Below are 17,256 nucleotides of genomic sequence, written 5' to 3' on the forward strand. Positions count from 1 at the left end.
TCCGGGCCGGGACAGGGCAGTCTTGGCCGGTGCGTTCCGACAACAAGGGGGTGGGGGCCATGGCCAAGCGCGAGCGGGTCATGCGCATGTCCGTCGAGCAGCCGCTGTGGCGCGCGCTCACCGGATACCGGGTGCTGACGATGGTGTACGCCATCGGGCTGTTCGTCAGCGCCTACGACGAGGTCGCCCGCCCCTGGGTGGCCATCGGCTACTACGCCGTCCTGGCCGTCTGGACGCTGGCCACCCTCCCGAGGGTCGCGAACGCCGCGAGCTGCACCAAGCGCTTCCTCGCCGCGGACCTCACCATCGCCCTGACCGGCATCCTGCTCACGCGGATCGCCGAGTCGCCCGAGCGGATCGAGGCCGGCGCCCCGACCCTGCCGTCGATATGGACGGCGGGCGCCGTGCTGGCGTTCGCCATCAAGGGCGGCTGGCGCTGGGCCGCGTTCGCCTCCACGCTGGTCGCCGCCGCCAACCTGATCCACCGCTCCGGCGTCCCGACCCGAGACACCGTCCACATGGTGCTGCTCGTCTGGATCGCCTCCATCGCCATCGGGTACGTCGTCGAGGTCGCCCGCGCCTCCGAGCGCACCCTCGCCCGGGCCCTGGAGATCGAGGCGGCGACCCGTGAGCGGGAGCGGCTCGCCCGGGACATCCACGACAGCGTGCTCCAGGTGCTGGCGATGGTGCAGCGGCGCGGCGCCGTCATCGGCGGCGAGGCGGCCGAACTGGGCCGAATGGCCGGCGAGCAGGAGGTCGCGCTGCGCACCCTGGTCTCGGGCGGACTGGTACCCGTGTCGCGGGTGTCGGAGGACGCCGCCGATGGCGCCGTCGTACGGGCCGTGGACGAGCCGGACGACTCCGGCGGTGCCGTGGACCTCCGTCTGCTGCTCGCCCCGTACGCCGGCGCGATGGTCAGCCTCGCGGAGCCGGGGGCACCGGTGGCGCTGGCGCCGGCCGCCGCGCGGGAACTGGCCGCGGCCGTCGGGGCCGCCCTGGACAACGTCCGCAAGCACGCGGGCGACCAGGCACGCGCGTGGATCCTCGTCGAGGACGAGCCCGGCGAGGTGATCGTCACCGTGCGGGACGACGGACCCGGCATCCCCGAGGGCCGGCTCGCACAGGCCGAGGGTGAGGGGCGGCTCGGTGTCGCCCTGTCGATCCGGGGCCGCCTGCGGGATCTCGGCGGCAGCGCCGAACTGATCTCGGTGCCGGGCCAGGGCACCGAGGTGGAACTGAAGGTACCCAAGGCCACCAGCGCTTCACGGGGGAAGGCGGAGCAGCGATGACGGACACCACGAGCGCACAGCAGGACCCGATCAAGGTCATGGTGGTCGACGACCACCCCATGTGGCGTGACGCGGTCGCCCGCGACCTGTCCGAGTCCGGCTTCGACGTGGTCGCCACCGCGGGCGACGGCGACCAGGCCGTACGCCGTGCCAAGGCCGCCGCCCCCGACGTCCTGGTGCTCGACCTCAACCTGCCCGCCAAGCCCGGTGTCCAGGTCTGCAAGGAACTCGTCGGCCACAACCCCGCCCTGCGCGTCCTCGTCCTGTCCGCGAGCGGCGAGCACGCCGACGTGCTGGAGGCGGTGAAGTCCGGCGCCACCGGCTATCTGCTGAAGTCGGCCTCGACCGAGGAGCTCCTCGACGCGGTGCGCCGCACCGCGGTGGGCGACCCGGTGTTCACGCCGGGCCTGGCCGGTCTGGTGCTCGGCGAGTACCGCCGCCTCGCCTCCGAACCGGCGCCCGCAGCCCACGACGCCGACCAGCCCGGCGCCCCGCAGCTCACCGAGCGCGAGACGGAGGTGCTGCGGCTCGTCGCCAAGGGCCTGAGCTACAAGCAGATCGCCGAACGCCTGGTGATCTCCCACCGCACGGTGCAGAACCACGTCCAGAACACCCTCGGCAAGCTCCAGCTCCACAACCGGGTGGAGCTGGTGCGGTACGCCATCGAGCGCGGCCTCGACGACGAGTGATCCACCGGCCTTCGGCTTGACGGCGCGTAAACCGAATACCCGGCAGTTCACCGGAATTGCCGGTACGACCCATCCCGCTGTGACCTGGCTCACCATTAGCGTGGCCTCACCAGGCAACCGCGGCGAAGGGAATTTTCCATGCGGGTCGGAGTACTGACCGGAGGCGGCGACTGCCCCGGTCTCAACGCCGTCATCCGGGCCGTCGTCCGCAAGGGCGTGCAGGAGTACGGCTACGACTTCGTCGGCTTCCGGGACGGCTGGCGAGGTCCGCTCGAGAACGACACCGTCCGTCTCGACATCCCCGCCGTGCGCGGCATCCTGCCCCGTGGCGGCACCATCCTCGGCTCCTCGCGCACCAACCCCCTGAAGCAGGAGGACGGCATCCGCCGTATCAAGGAGAACCTCGCCAAGCAGGAGGTCGAGGCGCTCATCGCCATCGGCGGCGAGGACACCCTCGGCGTCGCCGCCCGACTGTCCGACGAGTACGGCGTGCCCTGCGTCGGCGTGCCGAAGACGATCGACAACGACCTGTCCGCCACCGACTACACCTTCGGCTTCGACACCGCCGTCGGCATCGCGACCGAGGCCATCGACCGGCTGCACACCACCGCCGAGTCCCACATGCGCGTCCTGGTCTGTGAGGTGATGGGCCGTCACGCCGGCTGGATCGCCATCCACTCCGGGCTCGCCGGCGGAGCCAACGTCATCCTCATCCCCGAGCAGCGCTTCGACGTCGACAAGGTCTGCGCCTGGATTACCTCGCGCTTCAAGGCGTCGTACGCCCCGATCGTCGTCGTCGCCGAGGGCGCCATGCCCAAGGACGGCGACATGGTGCTGAAGGACGAGTCGCTGGACTCCTTCGGGCACGTCCGGCTGTCCGGGGTCGGCGAGTGGCTGGCCAAGGAGATCGAGAGGCGCACGGGCAAGGAGGCGCGGACGACGGTCCTCGGACACATCCAGCGCGGCGGCACCCCGAGCGCCTTCGACCGCTGGCTGGCCACCCGCTTCGGGCTGCACGCCATCGAGGCGGTCCGAGACGGCGACTTCGGCAAGATGGTCGCCCTGCGCGGCACGGACATCGTCCGCGTCCCGATCGCGGAGGCGACGGCGAAGCTGAAGACGGTGGATCCGAAGCTGTACGAGGAGGTCGGGGTCTTCTTCGGCTGACCCCTCCGAGGGTGGCCGCTTCCCGCCCGGCGGCACTGGGTTGTGGGCCGTATATTCGGCCCATAGCCCAGTGAAACGGGAGCAGCCTTGGAGATTCTCGCCTTCGGTGTGCAGGCGGACGAGAAACCCCTGATCGAGCAGGCGTTCCGGGGCCATCACGAGGTCCGCTGCCTGGACGTCTTCCTCAACGAGGACACCGCCCCCATCGCGGCCGGCTACGAGGTCGTCTGCACCAGCGTCAACTGCGACCTCGGCAACCACGTCCTGCAGACCCTCGCGTCCGGCGGGACCCGGATGGTCGCCCAGCGCTCCACGGGCTTCAACAACATCGACCTCAAGGTCGCCGAGCGCCTCGCCATGACCGTCTCGCGGGTCTCCTACTACTCGCCCTACTCCGTGGCCGAGTTCGCCTGGACCCTCGCCATGGCGGTCAACCGCCGTATCGTGCGCGCCTCCACGCGCACGCGTGACTTCGACTTCCGCCTCGACGGCCTCATGGGCCGCGACATGCACGGCCGCACCGCCGGCGTCCTCGGCACCGGCAAGATCGGCGAGGCCTTCGCCCGTATCGCCCACGGCTTCGGCATGAACCTGCTCGGCTGGGACGTCGCCGAGAGCCCCGCCTGCATGCAGCTCGGTATGCGCTACGTCGCCAAGGAACGCCTTCTCGCCGAGTCCGACCTGGTCAGCCTGCACGTGCCGCTGATGCCGGAGACCAGCCGGCTGATCGACGCCGACGCCCTGAAGGCGATGAAGGACGACGCGATCCTGGTCAACTCCAGCCGCGGCGGCCTCATCGACACCGCGGCCCTCGTCGCCGAACTGCGCGAGGGCCGCTTCACCGGTGTCGGCCTCGACGTCTACGAGTCGGAGGCCGGGCTCTTCTTTCTCGACAAGTCGCTCCAGGCCGTCGAGGACGACACCCTGGCCCGCCTCGTCACCTTCCCGAACGTCCTGGTCACCTCGCACCAGGCGTACTACACCGAGGACGCCGTCGGGCAGATCGTCGAGGCCACCTTGAAGAACGTCCTCGACTACAAGGCCGGCCGCCGCTCGGAGAACGTGCTCGTGCCCCGTAGCTGACCCACCAGGTCGCGGACGACGGCGGCGCCGTTCAGCGTCAGGATCGACTCCGGGTGGAACTGCACCCCGGCGAAACCGGGCCCGCGTACGGCATGCACCTCTCCGTTGCCCGCCCGGCTGACCTCGATGCCGTGGTCGGCGAGCTCCGTGTGGGCCTCGTCGTCGCAGCGCGCCACGAAGCTGTTGTAGAAGCCGACCGTCTCCGGCCGCCCGAACAGGTCGATCGTCGTCTGCGCACCCTGGTACGGCACCTCCTTGCGCACGATGTCCAGCCCCAGCTCGGCGGCGATCAGCTCATGGCCGAGGCAGACCCCGAGCACACCGTGCCGGTGCTCGCGGATGACCTCCGCCGCGAGGTCCCGCAGCAGACGCATCTTCGGGTCGGCGAGGTCGCAGGGGTCACCGGGCCCGGGACCCAGCACGACCGGCCCCTCGTGCGCGAGCACGGCCTGCCGCAGCCCGGGCTCGTCGTAGCGCCGCACGGTCACCTCCAGGCCGCTGGAGCGCAGCACATGGGCGAGCATCGCCGTGAACGTGTCCTCGCCGTCGACGACCAGGGCGTGCCCGGTGAGCTCCTCGGACCGCTCCTGCATCCGCAGCCAGAAGGGCGCGAGCGAGGCCCGGCGCCCGTCGAGCGCGGCACGCACGCGTGCGTCGTCGGCGAGACGTACGCGTGTGTGCTCCTCCCGTGGCCGTGCCGGCCCCACGCCCAGCGCCGCCAGCACACCCGCCGCCTTCGCGTGGGTCTCCGCGACCTCGCTCGCCGGGTCCGAGCCGCGCACGAGGGTCGCGCCGACCGGCACCCGCAGCCCGCCGTCGGCGTCGATGTCGGCGGTGCGGATGAGGATGGGGGAGTCGAGGGTCTGGGCCCCGCCGGAGTCCCGGCCGATCAGGGCCAGCGCACCGGCGTAGTACCCGCGCCCGCCGACCTCGTGCCGTTCGATGACCCGGCAGGCGTTCTGCACGGGCGAGCCGGTCACGGTGGCTGCGAACATGGTCTCCTTCAGGACCTCGCGCACATCCAGCGAGGACTTCCCGCGCAGCTCGTACTCGGTGTGCGCGAGATGCGCCATCTCCTTCAGCCGGGGTCCGACGACGACGCCGCCCATGTCGCCGACCGTGCACATCATCTTGAGCTCCTCGTCGACGACCATCGACAGCTCCTCGATCTCCTTGCCGTCGGCGAGGAAGTCGAGCAGGTGCTCGGGGGTGGGCCCCTCGGCGGGATAGCGGTACGTCCCGCTGATCGGGTTCATGACGACCGTGCCGCCGGACATCCGCACGTGCACCTCGGGGCTCGCCCCGACCAGCGTCCGCTCCCCGGTATGCACCACGAAGGTCCAGTAGGCGCCCCGCTCGCCCTCCAGCAGCCGCCGGAACAGGGCCAGCGCGTCGGCGCGTCCGAACCCCGGGATCTCACCCTCGTACGTCCGCCGGATCACGAAGTTCGCGCCCTCGCCCCGTCCGATCTCGTCGCGCAGCACCCGCCCGACGATCTCGCCGTACTCCTCGTCGTCGACGTCGAAGCCGCCGCCCTCGACGCGCACGTCGTGCGACGGGAGCTGTTCCAGGGCCTCGGCGAGCGGGATGCCGTACGACTCCTCGGGGGTGAGCACCGCCAGGGGTGTGCCGTCGTCGCGGACGTCGAAGCCGCGCTCGCGGATCTGCCGGAAGGGGACCAGCGCCAGGCCCTCGTCGGGGAGGTCGGCGAGACGGTCGTACGTGGACACCGGGCCGATCAGGACCTCGACCGTGTCGCCCTCTTCGAGGGCGCGGCCAGGTGTGCGGCGGCGCAGCAGGGCGAACGGGCGGGGATCGTCCAGCAAGCCGAGCAGGTTCATGGGTCCGGGCTCCTTCTCCGTGGATCAGTGGATGCGGTGGAGAGGAACGACCCGGGAAACACCGAAGGCCGCCCTCTCGGGCGGCCTTCGCGAAGTCTTTCGTACGCGCAGTCAGTGGGCCGCCGGATGAGCGGTCCACCACCAGTTCTGGGTCGAGTGCGCGAACATGCCAGGCACCCTACCCCATGTCCGAGGCGTGTACCGGTGTCTCAATTGCTGGGCATGGGGCTGGACGCCCGACACGACCCCGTAATGTTGAGGCGTGACCGTGAACGCTAAGACCAGCGCGAGCGCTGGCAACACCTGGCGAGACCTGCCCGCGGCGCAGCAGCCCGAGTACCCCGACACCGAGGCTCTGCGCGCAGTGATCGCGGACCTCGAGTCGTATCCGCCGCTCGTCTTCGCGGGCGAGTGCGACCAGCTGCGCGCCCGGATGGCGGCCGTCGCCAAGGGAGAGGCGTTCCTCCTCCAGGGCGGCGACTGCGCCGAGGCCTTCGACGCGGTGTCCGCGGACCAGATCCGCAACAAGCTCAAGACGCTGCTCCAGATGGGCGCCGTGCTGACGTACGCCGCCTCGGTGCCGGTCGTGAAGGTCGGCCGCATCGCCGGCCAGTACTCCAAGCCGCGCTCCAAGCCGACCGAGACCCGCGACGGCGTGACCCTGCCGACCTACCGCGGCGACTCCGTCAACGGCTTCGACTTCACCGAGGCCGCCCGCGTCCCGGACCCCGAGCGCCTGAAGCGGATGTACAACGCCTCCGCCTCCACGCTCAACCTGGTGCGCGCCTTCACCACCGGCGGCTACGCCGACCTGCGCCAGGTGCACTCCTGGAACCAGGACTTCGTGAAGTCGTCCCCCTCCGGCCAGCGCTACGAGCAGCTCGCGCGTGAGATCGACAACGCGCTGAACTTCATGCACGCCTGCGGGGCCGACCCGGAGGAGTTCAAGACGGTCGAGTTCTACTCCTCGCACGAGGCGCTGCTGCTCGACTACGAGTCCGCGCTGACCAGGGTCGACTCCCGCACGGGGCAGCTCTACGACGTCTCCGGGCACATGGTGTGGATCGGTGAGCGCACCCGGCAGCTCGACGGCGCGCACATCGAGTTCGCCTCGAAGATCCGCAACCCGATCGGCATCAAGCTCGGCCCGACGACGACGGCCGAGGAGGCGCTCCAGTACATCGACCGCCTCGACCCCGAGCGCGAGCCGGGCCGGCTGACCTTCATCGTCCGCATGGGCGCCGACAAGATCCGGGACAAGCTCCCCGAGCTGGTCGAGAAGGTCACCGCCTCCGGCGCCATCGTGGCCTGGGTGACCGACCCGATGCACGGCAACACCTTCGAGGCGGCCTCCGGCCACAAGACCCGCCGCTTCGACGACGTGCTCGACGAGGTCAAGGGCTTCTTCGAGGTCCACAAGGGCCTGGGCACCCACCCGGGCGGCATCCACGTGGAGCTCACCGGTGACGACGTCACCGAGTGCGTGGGCGGCGGCGACGAGATCTTCGTCGACGATCTGCACCAGCGCTACGAGACGGCCTGCGACCCGCGCCTGAACCGCAGCCAGTCGCTTGACCTGGCCTTCCTCGTCGCCGAGATGTACAGGGACCAGTAGCCGGTTCGGTTGTTACATGCACCGGGGTGGGGCGCGGATCACATACGATCCGCGCCCCACCCCACTTTTGCGGTTCCTGTGTGACGGGTAAGGTTAGGTTAGCCTCACCGATCAAGGGGATGGCACATCGATCCCACCGGGAGGTGAACCGCGTGTACGTCTGCAGTTGCTTCGGCATCACCGAGCAGCAGGTGAAGAAGCACGCGGAGGACGGTGCCTGCACCCCTCGCCAGATAGCTTCGGCCTGCAAGGCGGGCACGGACTGCGGGTCGTGTGTGCGCCGTATCCAGGCGCTCCTGGGCAGGGGCGCGTGCCCCCGCCGCGAGCTGGCCGAGCAGGGCGAGCAGGTGCTCGGCGAGCTGAAGGACGCGGCCTAGAGCGACCTAGCTCGGCTGCTCGATCTGCTGCGCGATGTAGAGATCCTCGCCGAGCTTCTTGATCAGCTCGAGCTGGGTGTCCAGGTAGTCGATGTGGTGCTCCTCGTCCGCGAGGATCGACTCGAAGATGTTCGCCGACGTGATGTCGCCCTTGTTGCGCATCACCTCGATGCCGCGCTTGAGGCGGTCGATCGCCTCCACCTCGACCTGCCGGTCGGCCTTGAACATCTCGGTCACCGTCTGGCCGACCCGGACGTGGAACAGCCGCTGGTAGTTGGGCAGGCCGTCCAGCATGAGGATGCGCTCGGTCAGCTTGTCCGCGTGCTTCATCTCATCGATGGACTCTTCACGCGTGTACCTGGCGAGCTTGGTCCAGCCTTTGTTGTCCTGGATCCGGTAGTGCAGCCAGTACTGGTTGATCGCGGTGAGCTCGCCGGTGAGCTGCTCGTTCAGGAATTCGAGGACCTCGGGGTCGCCCTGCATCGCAAAGGCTCCTTCCAAGCGGGGGAACTGGCAGGTTGCGCCGCATGATTGCACCGGTGGGAAAGATCGTCCAGTAAGTCTTCACTTAGTAAGTAAGTGCATGCTTAGTCTGGTTTGCGGCGGATTGTGGAGGGTGGGGTCAGGTGCACTGCTTCAGGTCTGTCAGGATGGAGGCATGGGTCAGCCGGTGGAGCGCGAAACTGGAGCAGCAGCACACTCCGAGCTTCCGCCGGGGCAGCGGGTGCAGCGCGGCTGGCCGGTCACGCACTACGGCCCGGTCCCGAAGTTCCGGCCCGAACGCTGGGAGTTCAGGGTGTTCGGGGCCACCGCCGACGGCGAGAAGCACTGCTGGACCCATGAGGAGTTCGCGGGCCTGCCGTACACCACGGTCGTGGCCGATCTGCACTGCGTCACGAAGTTCAGCATGCTCGGTGCGGAGTGGGGCGGCATCCCGGCCCGGGCGATCCTGGAGATCGCCCCGCCCGCACCCTCGGTGACCCATGTGATGGTGTGGGCCGAATACGGCTTCAGCTCCAACCTCCGCCTCTCCGACTTCGCCTCCGAGCGCACGATCTTCGCCACCCACAAGGACGGCGAACTGCTCACGGCGGAGCACGGTTTCCCGCTCCGTCTGGTCGTCCCCCATCTGTACGCCTGGAAGGGGCCCAAGTGGGTCCGTGGCGTGGAGTACATGACCGCCGATCGCCGCGGCTTCTGGGAGGAGCGCGGCTATCACAACATCGGCGACCCCTGGCGGGAGCAGCGCTACTCGTACCAGGAAGAGCCCGGGGACGGCCCCGAGCTCTGACTTCTGGTCCCCGCGCCGGGGTTCAGTGGTACTGGTGGACCACCGCGTGGCCCTTGCCGCGGCCGATCATCCACTTGTTGACGGGCGTGGTGAGGACGAAGGCGACGGCCAGCGCGATCGCCAGCACCCACCAGAACAGCGGGTCGGTGAGCCCGGCGTCCATGGCGCCCGGCCACAGCACGATCACGCCGTTGTCGACCAGCTCCATCACGGCGATGGACAGGGTGTCCGCCGCCAGCGCCACCTTGAGCGCGGCCCGCAGATCGACACCCGCCTTCAGTACTCCGCGCAGGGTGAGCGCGTAGCCGAAGAAGAAGGCCAGGACGATCGCCAGGATCAGCGTCGGCACGTTGCCCCAGCCGAACGCGGTGCCGATGATCATGCCCAGCACCTCACCGATGGCACAGCCGGTGAGGCAGTGCAGGGTGGCCTGGACGGCCATCGCCCAACTTCCGGCGGCGGCCGCCTGCTGATGGTGATCGTGTGCCGTATGCGCTTCGTGCTGCATCACTGCCCCCAATGTCAGGTCACGGTTCCTGCATCGAGCAAGAACCGTATACCCCCCTGGGGTATTCCGTAACGGGCTATGCGTCGCGAAGTTTTTTCAGTCGCTCCACATCCGCCGCGTGCCCTTCCTTCCCGCCGGGCGTCTCGATGATCAGCGGTACGCCCTCGGTGGCAGGGTGCGTCATCAGCGCCCGGAACGGGTCCTCACCGATGTGACCTGCGCCGATGTTCTCGTGCCGGTCCTTGTGGGCGCCGACGACGTCCTTGGAGTCATTGGCGTGGATCAGTCTCAGCCGGCCCTCGCCGACGGTGTCCACCAGCAGGTCCAGGGTCTGGTGCATACCGGACGGGCCGGTCAGGTCGTGGCCGGCGGCGAAGATGTGGCAGGTGTCCAGGCAGACGCCCAGCTTCGGGTGGGCGTCCAGCGCCTCGAAGTACGGCCCGAAGTCCCAGGTGCGCGAGCACAGCGAGAAGCCCTGGCCCGCCGTCGACTCCAGCAGCAGGAACGGGTCGTCGTCGTGGGTCAGCTCGTCCAGCAGCGGCAGCATGTACTCCCGTACCTGCTTCAGAGCCACCGAGCGCTCCCGGCCGCCGGTCGCGCTGCCGGTGTGCACGACCACGCCCAGCGCGCCGATCTCCCGCCCGCGCCGCAGCGAGTGCCGCAGCGACTCCACCGACCTCTCGACGGTCGCCTCCGTGTGCGAGCCGAAGTTGATCAGGTACGGCGCGTGCACATACGCCGGGATCGACTCCGCCTCGCACACCGCGCGGAACTCCTCGTCCTGCCGCGGGTTCCCGGCGGGCGTGGCCCAGCCGCGCGGGTTGGCGACGAAGACCTGGACGGTCTCGGCCTTCAGGTCGTGGGCGTAGGTGAGCCCGACGGAGCTGAGGCCGCCGGCCACGGGGACATGGCCGCCTACGGGGTTGCGGGAGGGGCCCGTCAGGGCGGTGCCGGACTGCTGACTTCTCACCCGATCAGGGTGTCATGCGGTCCGGACCGCCCGATCACCGGCCGGAGCCGGCCCAGGTCACCGGATGGTGATCGTGATCGTCGACCCCTTCGGTGCCGTCTTCCCGCCCTTCACGGACTGCTTCTTGACCGTGTCGCCGAAGATCCCGAGCAGGCCGCGGTCCTCGTCGACCTCGAAGCCGGCCGCCTTCAGCTCCGCCGTCGCGTCGTCGACGTTGTCGCCGACCACGTCCGGAACCTCGATCATCTCGGGGCCCTTGGACAGCGTGAGCGTCACGGTGTCACCCTCGGCGGCCTGCTTGCCCTCCGTCGGCGACTGCTGGGCGACCTGGCCCGCGTCGAACTCGGAGTTGACCCGCGCGGAGGCGATCTTCACCTTCAGGCCGGCCTCCTCCAGCTCGGCCCTGGCGTCCGCCGGGTCCTCGCCGGTGACGTCCGGGACGTCCACCGGGCTGCCCTTGCTGACGATCAGCCTGACCGCGGAGCCGGAGCGGACCTTGGTGCCGTCGCCGGGATCCGAGGAGATCACGGAGCCCCGGGTGACGTCGTCGTTGAACTCCCGCGTCTCCATGCCCGGTTGGAGGCCGCTCTCCTTCAGCTCGGCCCTCGCCTTGGCCAGCGGGTAGCCCTGGAGGTCGGGCACCTTCACCGTCTCCGGTCCGGCCGAGATGACCAGTTTCACGGAGTCGTTCTGCCGTATGCGGGCGCCCGTGTCGGGGTCCGTGCTGATGACGGTGCCGCGCTTGACGGTGTCGCTGTAGGCGCGTTCCACCTTGCCGACGTCGAGCCCGGCCTCCTCCAGTCGGTCCCGGGCCTGCGCCTCGGTCTTGGACAGCAGCGGCGGGACCTGGGTGAACTGGCCGGAGTTGATGTACCAGATGCCGACGCCCAGGCCGAGGGCCAGCAGGACGGCGGCGACGATGACCATCGGGCCGCGCGGCCGGCGCGAGGTGCGCGATCGGTGCGCGGGCGGAGGCGGCGGCGGGGTCTCCAACCGGCTCGTGCGGTTGAAGTTGGCCTGGGGCTCGTCCCCGTTCACCGGCAGCGGGCGCTGGATGTCGAGCCCGCGCGGGATGACGCTCGTACGGTCGTCGGAGTTGCTGTGCTCCGCAGAGAGTGCCTGCGGCGGCACCGCGTCCAGTTGCTCCGCGCTCAACGCGGCCCGCGTCTCCCGGGCCCGCGCGAGCAGCGCCACGGCGTCGTACGGGCGGATGTCCGGGGTGCGCGCGGTGGCCGACGCGACCAGCTCGTCGAGCTCGTACGCCAGCCCCGGGACGATCGCCGAGGGCGGCGGGACGTCCTCGTGTAGGTGCTTGTAGAGCACCACGGCGGGGGAGTCCCCGTCGTGCGGCTTCTCGCCGGTGAGCATCTCGTACAGGACGACACCGCACGCGTACACGTCGACACGGGCGTCGGCGGCGCCCGGCTGCTCGATCTGCTCCGGCGCGAGATAGGAGACGGTGCCGAGCACGGCACCGGTGGTGCTGGTCACGGTGTCCACGGACCGCACGAGCCCGAAGTCGGCGACCTTGACCCGTCCGTCGTCCCCTATCAGGACGTTCTCGGGCTTCATGTCCCGGTGCACGAACCCGGCGCGGTGCGCGGCGCCCAGCGCGGCGAGCACCGGCTCCAGGATGTCGAGAGCGGCCCGGGGCTGGAGCGCCCCGCGGTCGCGCAGGACGTCGCGCAGGGTGCAGCCCGCGACGTACTCCATGGCGAGATAGACGTACGACCCGTCGGTGCCCTGGTCGAAGACCTGCACGACATTGGGGTGCGCGAGCCGCGCGACGGACTTCGCCTCCCGGATGAACCGCTCGACGAACACCCCGTCGACCGCCAGCGCGGGGTGCATCACCTTGAGCGCGAGCACGCGGTCGAGGCGGGTGTCCAGGGCCCGGTAGACCGTGGCCATCCCGCCGACGGCGATCCGCGCGTCCACGCGATACCGGCCGTCGAGCACCTGCCCGACCAGAGGGTCCTGAAGGGTCGTATCCACGCAGGCGAGTGTACGAGCCGACGCTGACAGTCCCGCCCGTTCGGGCGTGATCGGAGCGGGACTGGAGCCGACCTGTGACGGATGCCTCACTGGCCGGATGACTTCGTCGAACATGCGTTCAGAACGCGGGGCGTTCGGGATCCAGCCGCGCCATACCCGTCACCGGAGAGGACGCCTCGGCGAAGTGCCGGCGCGGGATCCGCCCGGCCCGGTACGCCAGCCGCCCCGCCTCCACCGCGTGCCGCATCGCGTCGGCCATCAGTACCGGCTCCTGCGCCCGGGTCACGGCCGAGGCGAGCATCACGCCCGCGCACCCCAGCTCCATCGCGAGCGCCGCGTCCGAGGCCGTACCGGCACCCGCGTCCAGGATCACCGGCACGTGCGCGTGCTCCACGATCAGTTGGAAGTTGTGCGGGTTGCGGATGCCGAGCCCCGACCCGATCGGGGAGCCGAGCGGCATGATCGCGGCGCAGCCGGCGTCCTGAAGCTTCCGCGCCAGCACCGGGTCGTCGTTCGTGTACGGCAGCACCGTGAAACCGTCGTCCACCAGCGTCTCCGCCGCGTCCAGCAGCTCGATCGGGTCCGGCAGCAGCGTCCGCTCGTCGGCGATGACCTCCAGCTTGATCAGATCTGTGCCGAGCGCCTCGCGCGCCAGGCGGGCCGTCAGCACGGCCTCTCCGGCCGTGAAGCACCCCGCCGTGTTCGGCAGCACGCGGATCCCGAGCTTCTCCAGCACGGACAGGACCGAGCCGTGCACCGACGGGTCGACCCGCCGCATCGCGACGGTCGTCAGCTCCGTCCCGGAGGCGACCAGCGCCCGCTCCAGCACGTCCAGGCTGGGCGCTCCGCCGGTGCCCATGATCAGGCGGGACGTGAAGGACGCACCGTCGATGACAAAGGGATCGTCGGCCATGGTTCAGCCTCCTTGGACGGCGGTGAGGACCTCGACGCGGTCTCCCTCGCTGAGGGGCGTCGACGGCCACTGCGCGCGCGGGACGACGGTTTCGTTGAGGGCGGCGGCCACTCCCGAGGGCGCCGTGGTGACGGACGAGACGAGCGTGTCGAGAGCCGTGCCCGGCTCGATGTGCCGGCGCTCGCCGTTGACCGAGATGCTGACCTGGACGCTCATGCGGGCTGCTCCGTGAGTGCGGCGGGACTGAAGCGCCTCGGCGTGAACGCGCGGGCCTCCTCGGGAAGTTCACCGGTGGCCAGGACGTGCGCCATGGCGTCCCCGGTGACCGGCGTGAGCAGCACGCCGTTGCGGTAGTGCCCGGTGGCCAGCGACAGCCCGGCCAGCTCGGTCGGGCCGAGCAGCGGCGCGTTGTCGGGAGAGCCGGGGCGCAGACCGGCCCGCGTCTCCGTGAGCGGCAGTTCGGTGAGGCCCGGCACCAACTCGTGGGCGTCGCGCAGCAGCTCGTAGACGCCGCCCGCGGTCACCGTCGTGTCCCAGCCCAGCTCCTCGCTCGTCGCCCCCACCACCAGCTCGCCGTTCTCGCGCGGCACCAGGTACACCTGGCTGCCGCGCACCACGGCCCGCACGGTCCGGCTCAGGAACGGCGCGTACCGCTGCGGCACGGTCAGCCGCAGCACCTGGCCCTTCACGGGGCGCACGGGCGGCAGTACGTGGTCGGGAATGCCCGCGAGCCGCCCGCTGAGGCTGCCCGCCGCGAGGACCACCTGGTCCGCGGCCAGCCCGGTGCCGTCCGTCGTGGTGACTCCGGTGGTCCGGTCCCGTACGACGTCGACGCGCTCGGCCCAGGCGCGGTGGAGGACCACGCCGGCCCGCTCGCACGCGGCCAGCAGCGCCGCGGTCAGCCGTCGCGGGTCGATCTGGTGGTCGCCGTCCACCCGCAGGCCGCCGCGCACACCCGGTGCGAGCATCGGCTCCAGACGCCGGCACTCGCGCCCGGACAGCCACTCGGAGTCCAGCCCCGACTGGCGCTGCAGGGCGTGCAGTTCGCGCAGATGGGCGCGGTCGTCGGCGTCGAGCGCGACGGCGAGGGTGCCGCAGCGGCGGTAACCGAGGTCGTGGCCGGTGACGTCGGTGAGCTCGGCCGCGAAGTCCGGGTAGCGGCGGGCCGAGGCGAGGTTCAGGCCGAGCAGGGTCTGCTCGCCGTAGTGCAGTTCCGTGACGGCGGCCAGCATTCCCGCGGCCACCTGGGCGGCGCCGCCGCCCGGCTCGGGGTCCACGACGGCCGTCGTGAACCCGCGCTGCGCGGCCCGCCACGCCGTGACCAGGCCGATGATTCCGCCCCCGATGACGAGGACGTCAGACGTTCGCGTACGCGACATGGGCGTCCAGCCCCTCCCTTCGCCGGCATGACCCGGATCAGGTTCGTACGGTCGGAGGCCGCCAGCCTCCCTCTCAGCCCGGTGCGTCCGGGCTCCCGCGAGTGCTCTACGTTGGCCACCCTAGCCCGCCGCATTAAGTCTCAGTAAGGGAGCCTCACCCCATGGCCCGCTCGCTCGACGGCCTCGTCCTGGCCCCTGTCGCCGACCAAGCCCCAGGTCAGGTGGGTACCCGCACCCGGTTCTCGTACCACGAGAAGGACGGCGAGATCTGGGCCGAGTACGCCGGCGGAGACGTCGTGCGCGGGCATCTCGTGGGCACCAGGGACGGCGACCGGCTGGACTTCCGGTACGTGCAGCTCAAGCGGGACGGGTCGACGTCCTCGGGGCACTGTGTGTCGACCGTGGTCGAGCTCGCCGACGGCAGGGTGCGGCTGGAGGAGACCTGGGAGTGGGAGTCGCAGACGGGCAGCGGCACCAGCGTTGTGGAGCAGGTCACTGAGCACGACTCCTGACTGACGAAGTGTCAGTTGTCTATCGCGGTGTCATCGCTGCGGCACAGCCGGAACCGAGCTGGCTGCGCATCAGGGTGTGGCCGTGCAGCTTGCCGCGCAGGAGGCCAAGGCGTGGGCCCGACTTGGGGACCGGCGGCGAGTTGAGGTCGCGCTCGACAAGGGGCGCAATCTGCGTGAAGGCATGCCGCACCCGGAGAACTTGGACAATCACTTCGTGGTGGATCCGGCGAAGTTCGACTTCTACTCGATGGACTGCTACCGCCTGGTAGGAGAGGACAGGCTGGCCCGGACGCTGGCAGAGGAAGTCCTGCGGGCGGGAACGGACTTCGACGGCATGGAGCGCTCACCCATGCGAAACGCGGAAGCACGCGTCACGCTCGGTGTGACAGCCGCGCGCGAAGGCGACCTTGAGCAGGCGCTGATCATGGGGGAGCGCGCCCTCGAAGGTGACCGCCGGTCCAGCCCGTCGCTCATCATGACCAGTCGCGAATTGGCGGCGGAGATGCGGCGCCGGTACGCATCCGAGCCCGCCGCTCAGGGCTACCTCGCCCACCTGCACGAGCTGGGACAGACGGCGCCCGGCTTTCTGCCACAGCAATAGAAGGAACGGCCTACGGCCGCACGCCAGCACTCCCCGTGGCCAACTCTCCGGGGTTTACGCCGTCGTCAAACTGAGACTTCGTTGCATCGGCTTCGGCACCACCTCGCGCATGGCGAGGAATGACGTGATCCTCGATGGAATAGACATCCTCGGCTCAACCACCACTGTTATGGACCAATACCGGCGTCTGGCCCGCCAGCACATAGTACGTGTGGGCCACTGGGCCACTACGATGGCAGCATATTGGCGCCATTGCTGTCGATACAGCACAACATAGGGTGTGGCTGGCGGTAGTGAAGATTCTTTAGCCGCCCCAGCCGATCGACCGATACAAGCCAAATTACAAAGCGGCGACATTCTGCGATTTGCCGAATCCAGGATTGCCTGGTCTGGGCATATCAGGGTCCAATCCAAGATTCACCTTAACGATTACCCAATTAATATCACGAAGCCGTTCGCCGATATCCCTATCTCGCCGAACCGCCAGACTCACTTCATCCAATCGTTCATACACAAAGGAGATGTCAACATCAATGGGATCGGGACCTGTCGAAACATCAGGATCCGTACCGTCGAGATAGTGGCGCCAAATTTTCGAGGTCATATCAGGCGAACCTCCGGGAGGGGCAATCCCGACCGACCAGACACCCCGCTCCCTCGTTGCCCGAACTTCGCATCCGCTCCCCTGGAACCTCAGCAAGATATTTTTGAACCCGCCAGTTTCACGTGTCTCGATCAAAGAGAACCCGCGATTCAGAAGCCATTCCGAAAATTCACTGACCCGCGCCTCTTCCATGATCACTGCTCACTTTCCTGAAATCAGAGCGTCGCCTGAACGATTGAATGCGTGGACTAGGACCGGAGTCGAACCAGCCAGCGCATAGTACGTGTGCAGGTCGTCAACCGTGAGGTTGTACGTGCGGGCACGCTTAGTCGTCATTTCAGTTGGCGAGTCTGCGGTGGCATATGAGGGTCGCAGCTATGGCGGTGAAGGCGAGGAAGTGTTCGGGCTTGCGCTCGTAGCGG

The 17,256-nt window shown here is 69.4% G+C and carries 19 protein-coding genes, 2 pseudogenes and 1 riboswitch; of the genes and pseudogenes, 9 read left to right on the forward strand and 12 right to left on the reverse strand.

Features of this window, described 5'->3' with window-relative positions:
- The first annotated feature begins 59 nt into the window (after positions 1-59).
- From macS to ACZ69Q_RS20590, 4 genes are all read left to right on the forward strand, one after another.
- Positions 60-1,289 (forward strand): MacS family sensor histidine kinase, encoded by a 1,230-nt coding sequence (gene macS / locus ACZ69Q_RS20575; protein WP_471043742.1) that lies wholly within the window; start codon positions 60-62, stop codon positions 1,287-1,289.
- A complete protein-coding gene (locus tag ACZ69Q_RS20580) occupies positions 1,286-1,978 on the forward strand; it encodes a response regulator (protein WP_471043678.1) in 693 nt (230 codons plus the stop codon). Before macS ends, ACZ69Q_RS20580 begins: the two co-directional genes overlap by 4 nt.
- A gap of 138 nt (positions 1,979-2,116) precedes the next feature.
- On the forward strand, positions 2,117-3,145 hold the full coding sequence (locus ACZ69Q_RS20585; RefSeq protein ID WP_384770003.1) for a 6-phosphofructokinase: 1,029 nt from the start codon (positions 2,117-2,119) through the stop codon (positions 3,143-3,145).
- Between the two features lie 87 nt (positions 3,146-3,232).
- On the forward strand, positions 3,233-4,228 hold the full coding sequence (locus ACZ69Q_RS20590) for a 2-hydroxyacid dehydrogenase (protein ID WP_471043680.1): 996 nt from the start codon (positions 3,233-3,235) through the stop codon (positions 4,226-4,228).
- Here the strand turns inward: ACZ69Q_RS20590 and ACZ69Q_RS20595 are convergent.
- The gene (locus ACZ69Q_RS20595; protein ID WP_471043683.1) at positions 4,180-6,069 is read right to left on the reverse strand and encodes an anthranilate synthase family protein; all 1,890 of its coding nucleotides are present in this window, start codon (positions 6,067-6,069) and stop codon (positions 4,180-4,182) included. The genes ACZ69Q_RS20590 and ACZ69Q_RS20595 overlap by 49 nt on opposite strands.
- A 111-nt stretch (positions 6,070-6,180) precedes the next feature.
- Positions 6,181-6,237 (reverse strand): trp operon leader peptide, encoded by a 57-nt coding sequence (locus ACZ69Q_RS20600; RefSeq protein WP_071528813.1) that lies wholly within the window; start codon positions 6,235-6,237, stop codon positions 6,181-6,183.
- A gap of 94 nt (positions 6,238-6,331) precedes the next feature.
- Between ACZ69Q_RS20600 and ACZ69Q_RS20605 the strand changes: the two genes are divergently transcribed.
- Positions 6,332-7,684 (forward strand): class II 3-deoxy-7-phosphoheptulonate synthase, encoded by a 1,353-nt coding sequence (locus ACZ69Q_RS20605; RefSeq protein WP_471043686.1) that lies wholly within the window; start codon positions 6,332-6,334, stop codon positions 7,682-7,684.
- 143 nt (positions 7,685-7,827) lie between these two features.
- A complete protein-coding gene (locus ACZ69Q_RS20610) occupies positions 7,828-8,061 on the forward strand; it encodes a (2Fe-2S)-binding protein (protein WP_471043744.1) in 234 nt (77 codons plus the stop codon).
- 6 nt (positions 8,062-8,067) lie between these two features.
- Here ACZ69Q_RS20610 and bfr read toward each other — a convergent pair whose 3' ends face one another.
- On the reverse strand, positions 8,068-8,544 hold the full coding sequence (gene bfr, locus ACZ69Q_RS20615; protein WP_471043687.1) for a bacterioferritin: 477 nt from the start codon (positions 8,542-8,544) through the stop codon (positions 8,068-8,070).
- 175 nt (positions 8,545-8,719) lie between these two features.
- Between bfr and ACZ69Q_RS20620 the strand changes: the two genes are divergently transcribed.
- Complete coding sequence (locus ACZ69Q_RS20620; protein WP_471043690.1) at positions 8,720-9,352, forward strand: sulfite oxidase-like oxidoreductase; 633 nt, start codon at positions 8,720-8,722, stop codon at positions 9,350-9,352.
- 22 nt (positions 9,353-9,374) lie between these two features.
- Here ACZ69Q_RS20620 and ACZ69Q_RS20625 read toward each other — a convergent pair whose 3' ends face one another.
- From ACZ69Q_RS20625 to thiO, 6 genes are all read right to left on the reverse strand, one after another.
- On the reverse strand, positions 9,375-9,860 hold the full coding sequence (locus tag ACZ69Q_RS20625) for a DUF4396 domain-containing protein (RefSeq protein WP_471043745.1): 486 nt from the start codon (positions 9,858-9,860) through the stop codon (positions 9,375-9,377).
- 76 nt (positions 9,861-9,936) lie between these two features.
- Positions 9,937-10,830, reverse strand: coding sequence for a deoxyribonuclease IV (locus ACZ69Q_RS20630; RefSeq protein ID WP_471043692.1), 894 nt, complete (start codon positions 10,828-10,830; stop codon positions 9,937-9,939).
- Positions 10,831-10,887: 57 nt separating this feature from the next.
- On the reverse strand, positions 10,888-12,825 hold the full coding sequence (gene pknB, locus ACZ69Q_RS20635) for a Stk1 family PASTA domain-containing Ser/Thr kinase (RefSeq protein WP_471043693.1): 1,938 nt from the start codon (positions 12,823-12,825) through the stop codon (positions 10,888-10,890).
- Positions 12,826-12,943: 118 nt separating this feature from the next.
- Positions 12,944-13,738 carry a thiazole synthase gene (locus tag ACZ69Q_RS20640; RefSeq protein ID WP_471043695.1) on the reverse strand — a complete coding sequence of 265 codons (795 nt, stop codon included), beginning with the start codon at positions 13,736-13,738 and terminating at the stop codon, positions 12,944-12,946.
- Between the two features lie 3 nt (positions 13,739-13,741).
- Positions 13,742-13,954, reverse strand: a complete 213-nt coding sequence (gene thiS, locus ACZ69Q_RS20645) for a sulfur carrier protein ThiS (protein ID WP_107907029.1) — start codon at positions 13,952-13,954, stop codon at positions 13,742-13,744.
- Positions 13,951-15,117, reverse strand: coding sequence for a glycine oxidase ThiO (gene thiO / locus ACZ69Q_RS20650; protein WP_471043696.1), 1,167 nt, complete (start codon positions 15,115-15,117; stop codon positions 13,951-13,953). Before thiO ends, thiS begins: the two co-directional genes overlap by 4 nt.
- A riboswitch (TPP riboswitch) is annotated at positions 15,115-15,226 on the reverse strand. Its footprint overlaps the gene before it by 3 nt.
- A gap of 52 nt (positions 15,227-15,278) precedes the next feature.
- Here thiO and ACZ69Q_RS20655 point away from each other — a divergent pair.
- Together ACZ69Q_RS20655 and ACZ69Q_RS20660 are read left to right on the forward strand one after the other, a co-directional pair.
- The gene (locus ACZ69Q_RS20655) at positions 15,279-15,629 is read left to right on the forward strand and encodes an avidin-fold protein (RefSeq protein WP_471043698.1); all 351 of its coding nucleotides are present in this window, start codon (positions 15,279-15,281) and stop codon (positions 15,627-15,629) included.
- A gap of 82 nt (positions 15,630-15,711) precedes the next feature.
- Entirely contained in the window at positions 15,712-16,230 is a 519-nt protein-coding gene (locus ACZ69Q_RS20660; RefSeq protein ID WP_471043700.1) for a hypothetical protein, read from the forward strand.
- Positions 16,231-16,570: 340 nt separating this feature from the next.
- Here the strand turns inward: ACZ69Q_RS20660 and ACZ69Q_RS20665 are convergent, their stop codons facing one another.
- The 3 genes and pseudogenes from ACZ69Q_RS20665 to ACZ69Q_RS20675 form a co-directional block, all read right to left on the reverse strand.
- Positions 16,571-17,032, reverse strand: a complete 462-nt coding sequence (locus tag ACZ69Q_RS20665) for a hypothetical protein (RefSeq protein WP_471043701.1) — start codon at positions 17,030-17,032, stop codon at positions 16,571-16,573.
- Positions 17,033-17,077: 45 nt separating this feature from the next.
- Positions 17,078-17,164 (reverse strand): annotated as a pseudogene (locus ACZ69Q_RS20670) (hypothetical protein); the annotation flags it as partial.
- A gap of 7 nt (positions 17,165-17,171) precedes the next feature.
- Positions 17,172-17,256, reverse strand: a pseudogene (locus tag ACZ69Q_RS20675) (IS5/IS1182 family transposase); the annotation flags it as partial.

This window comes from Streptomyces sp. NPDC036764 (assembly GCF_055609385.1).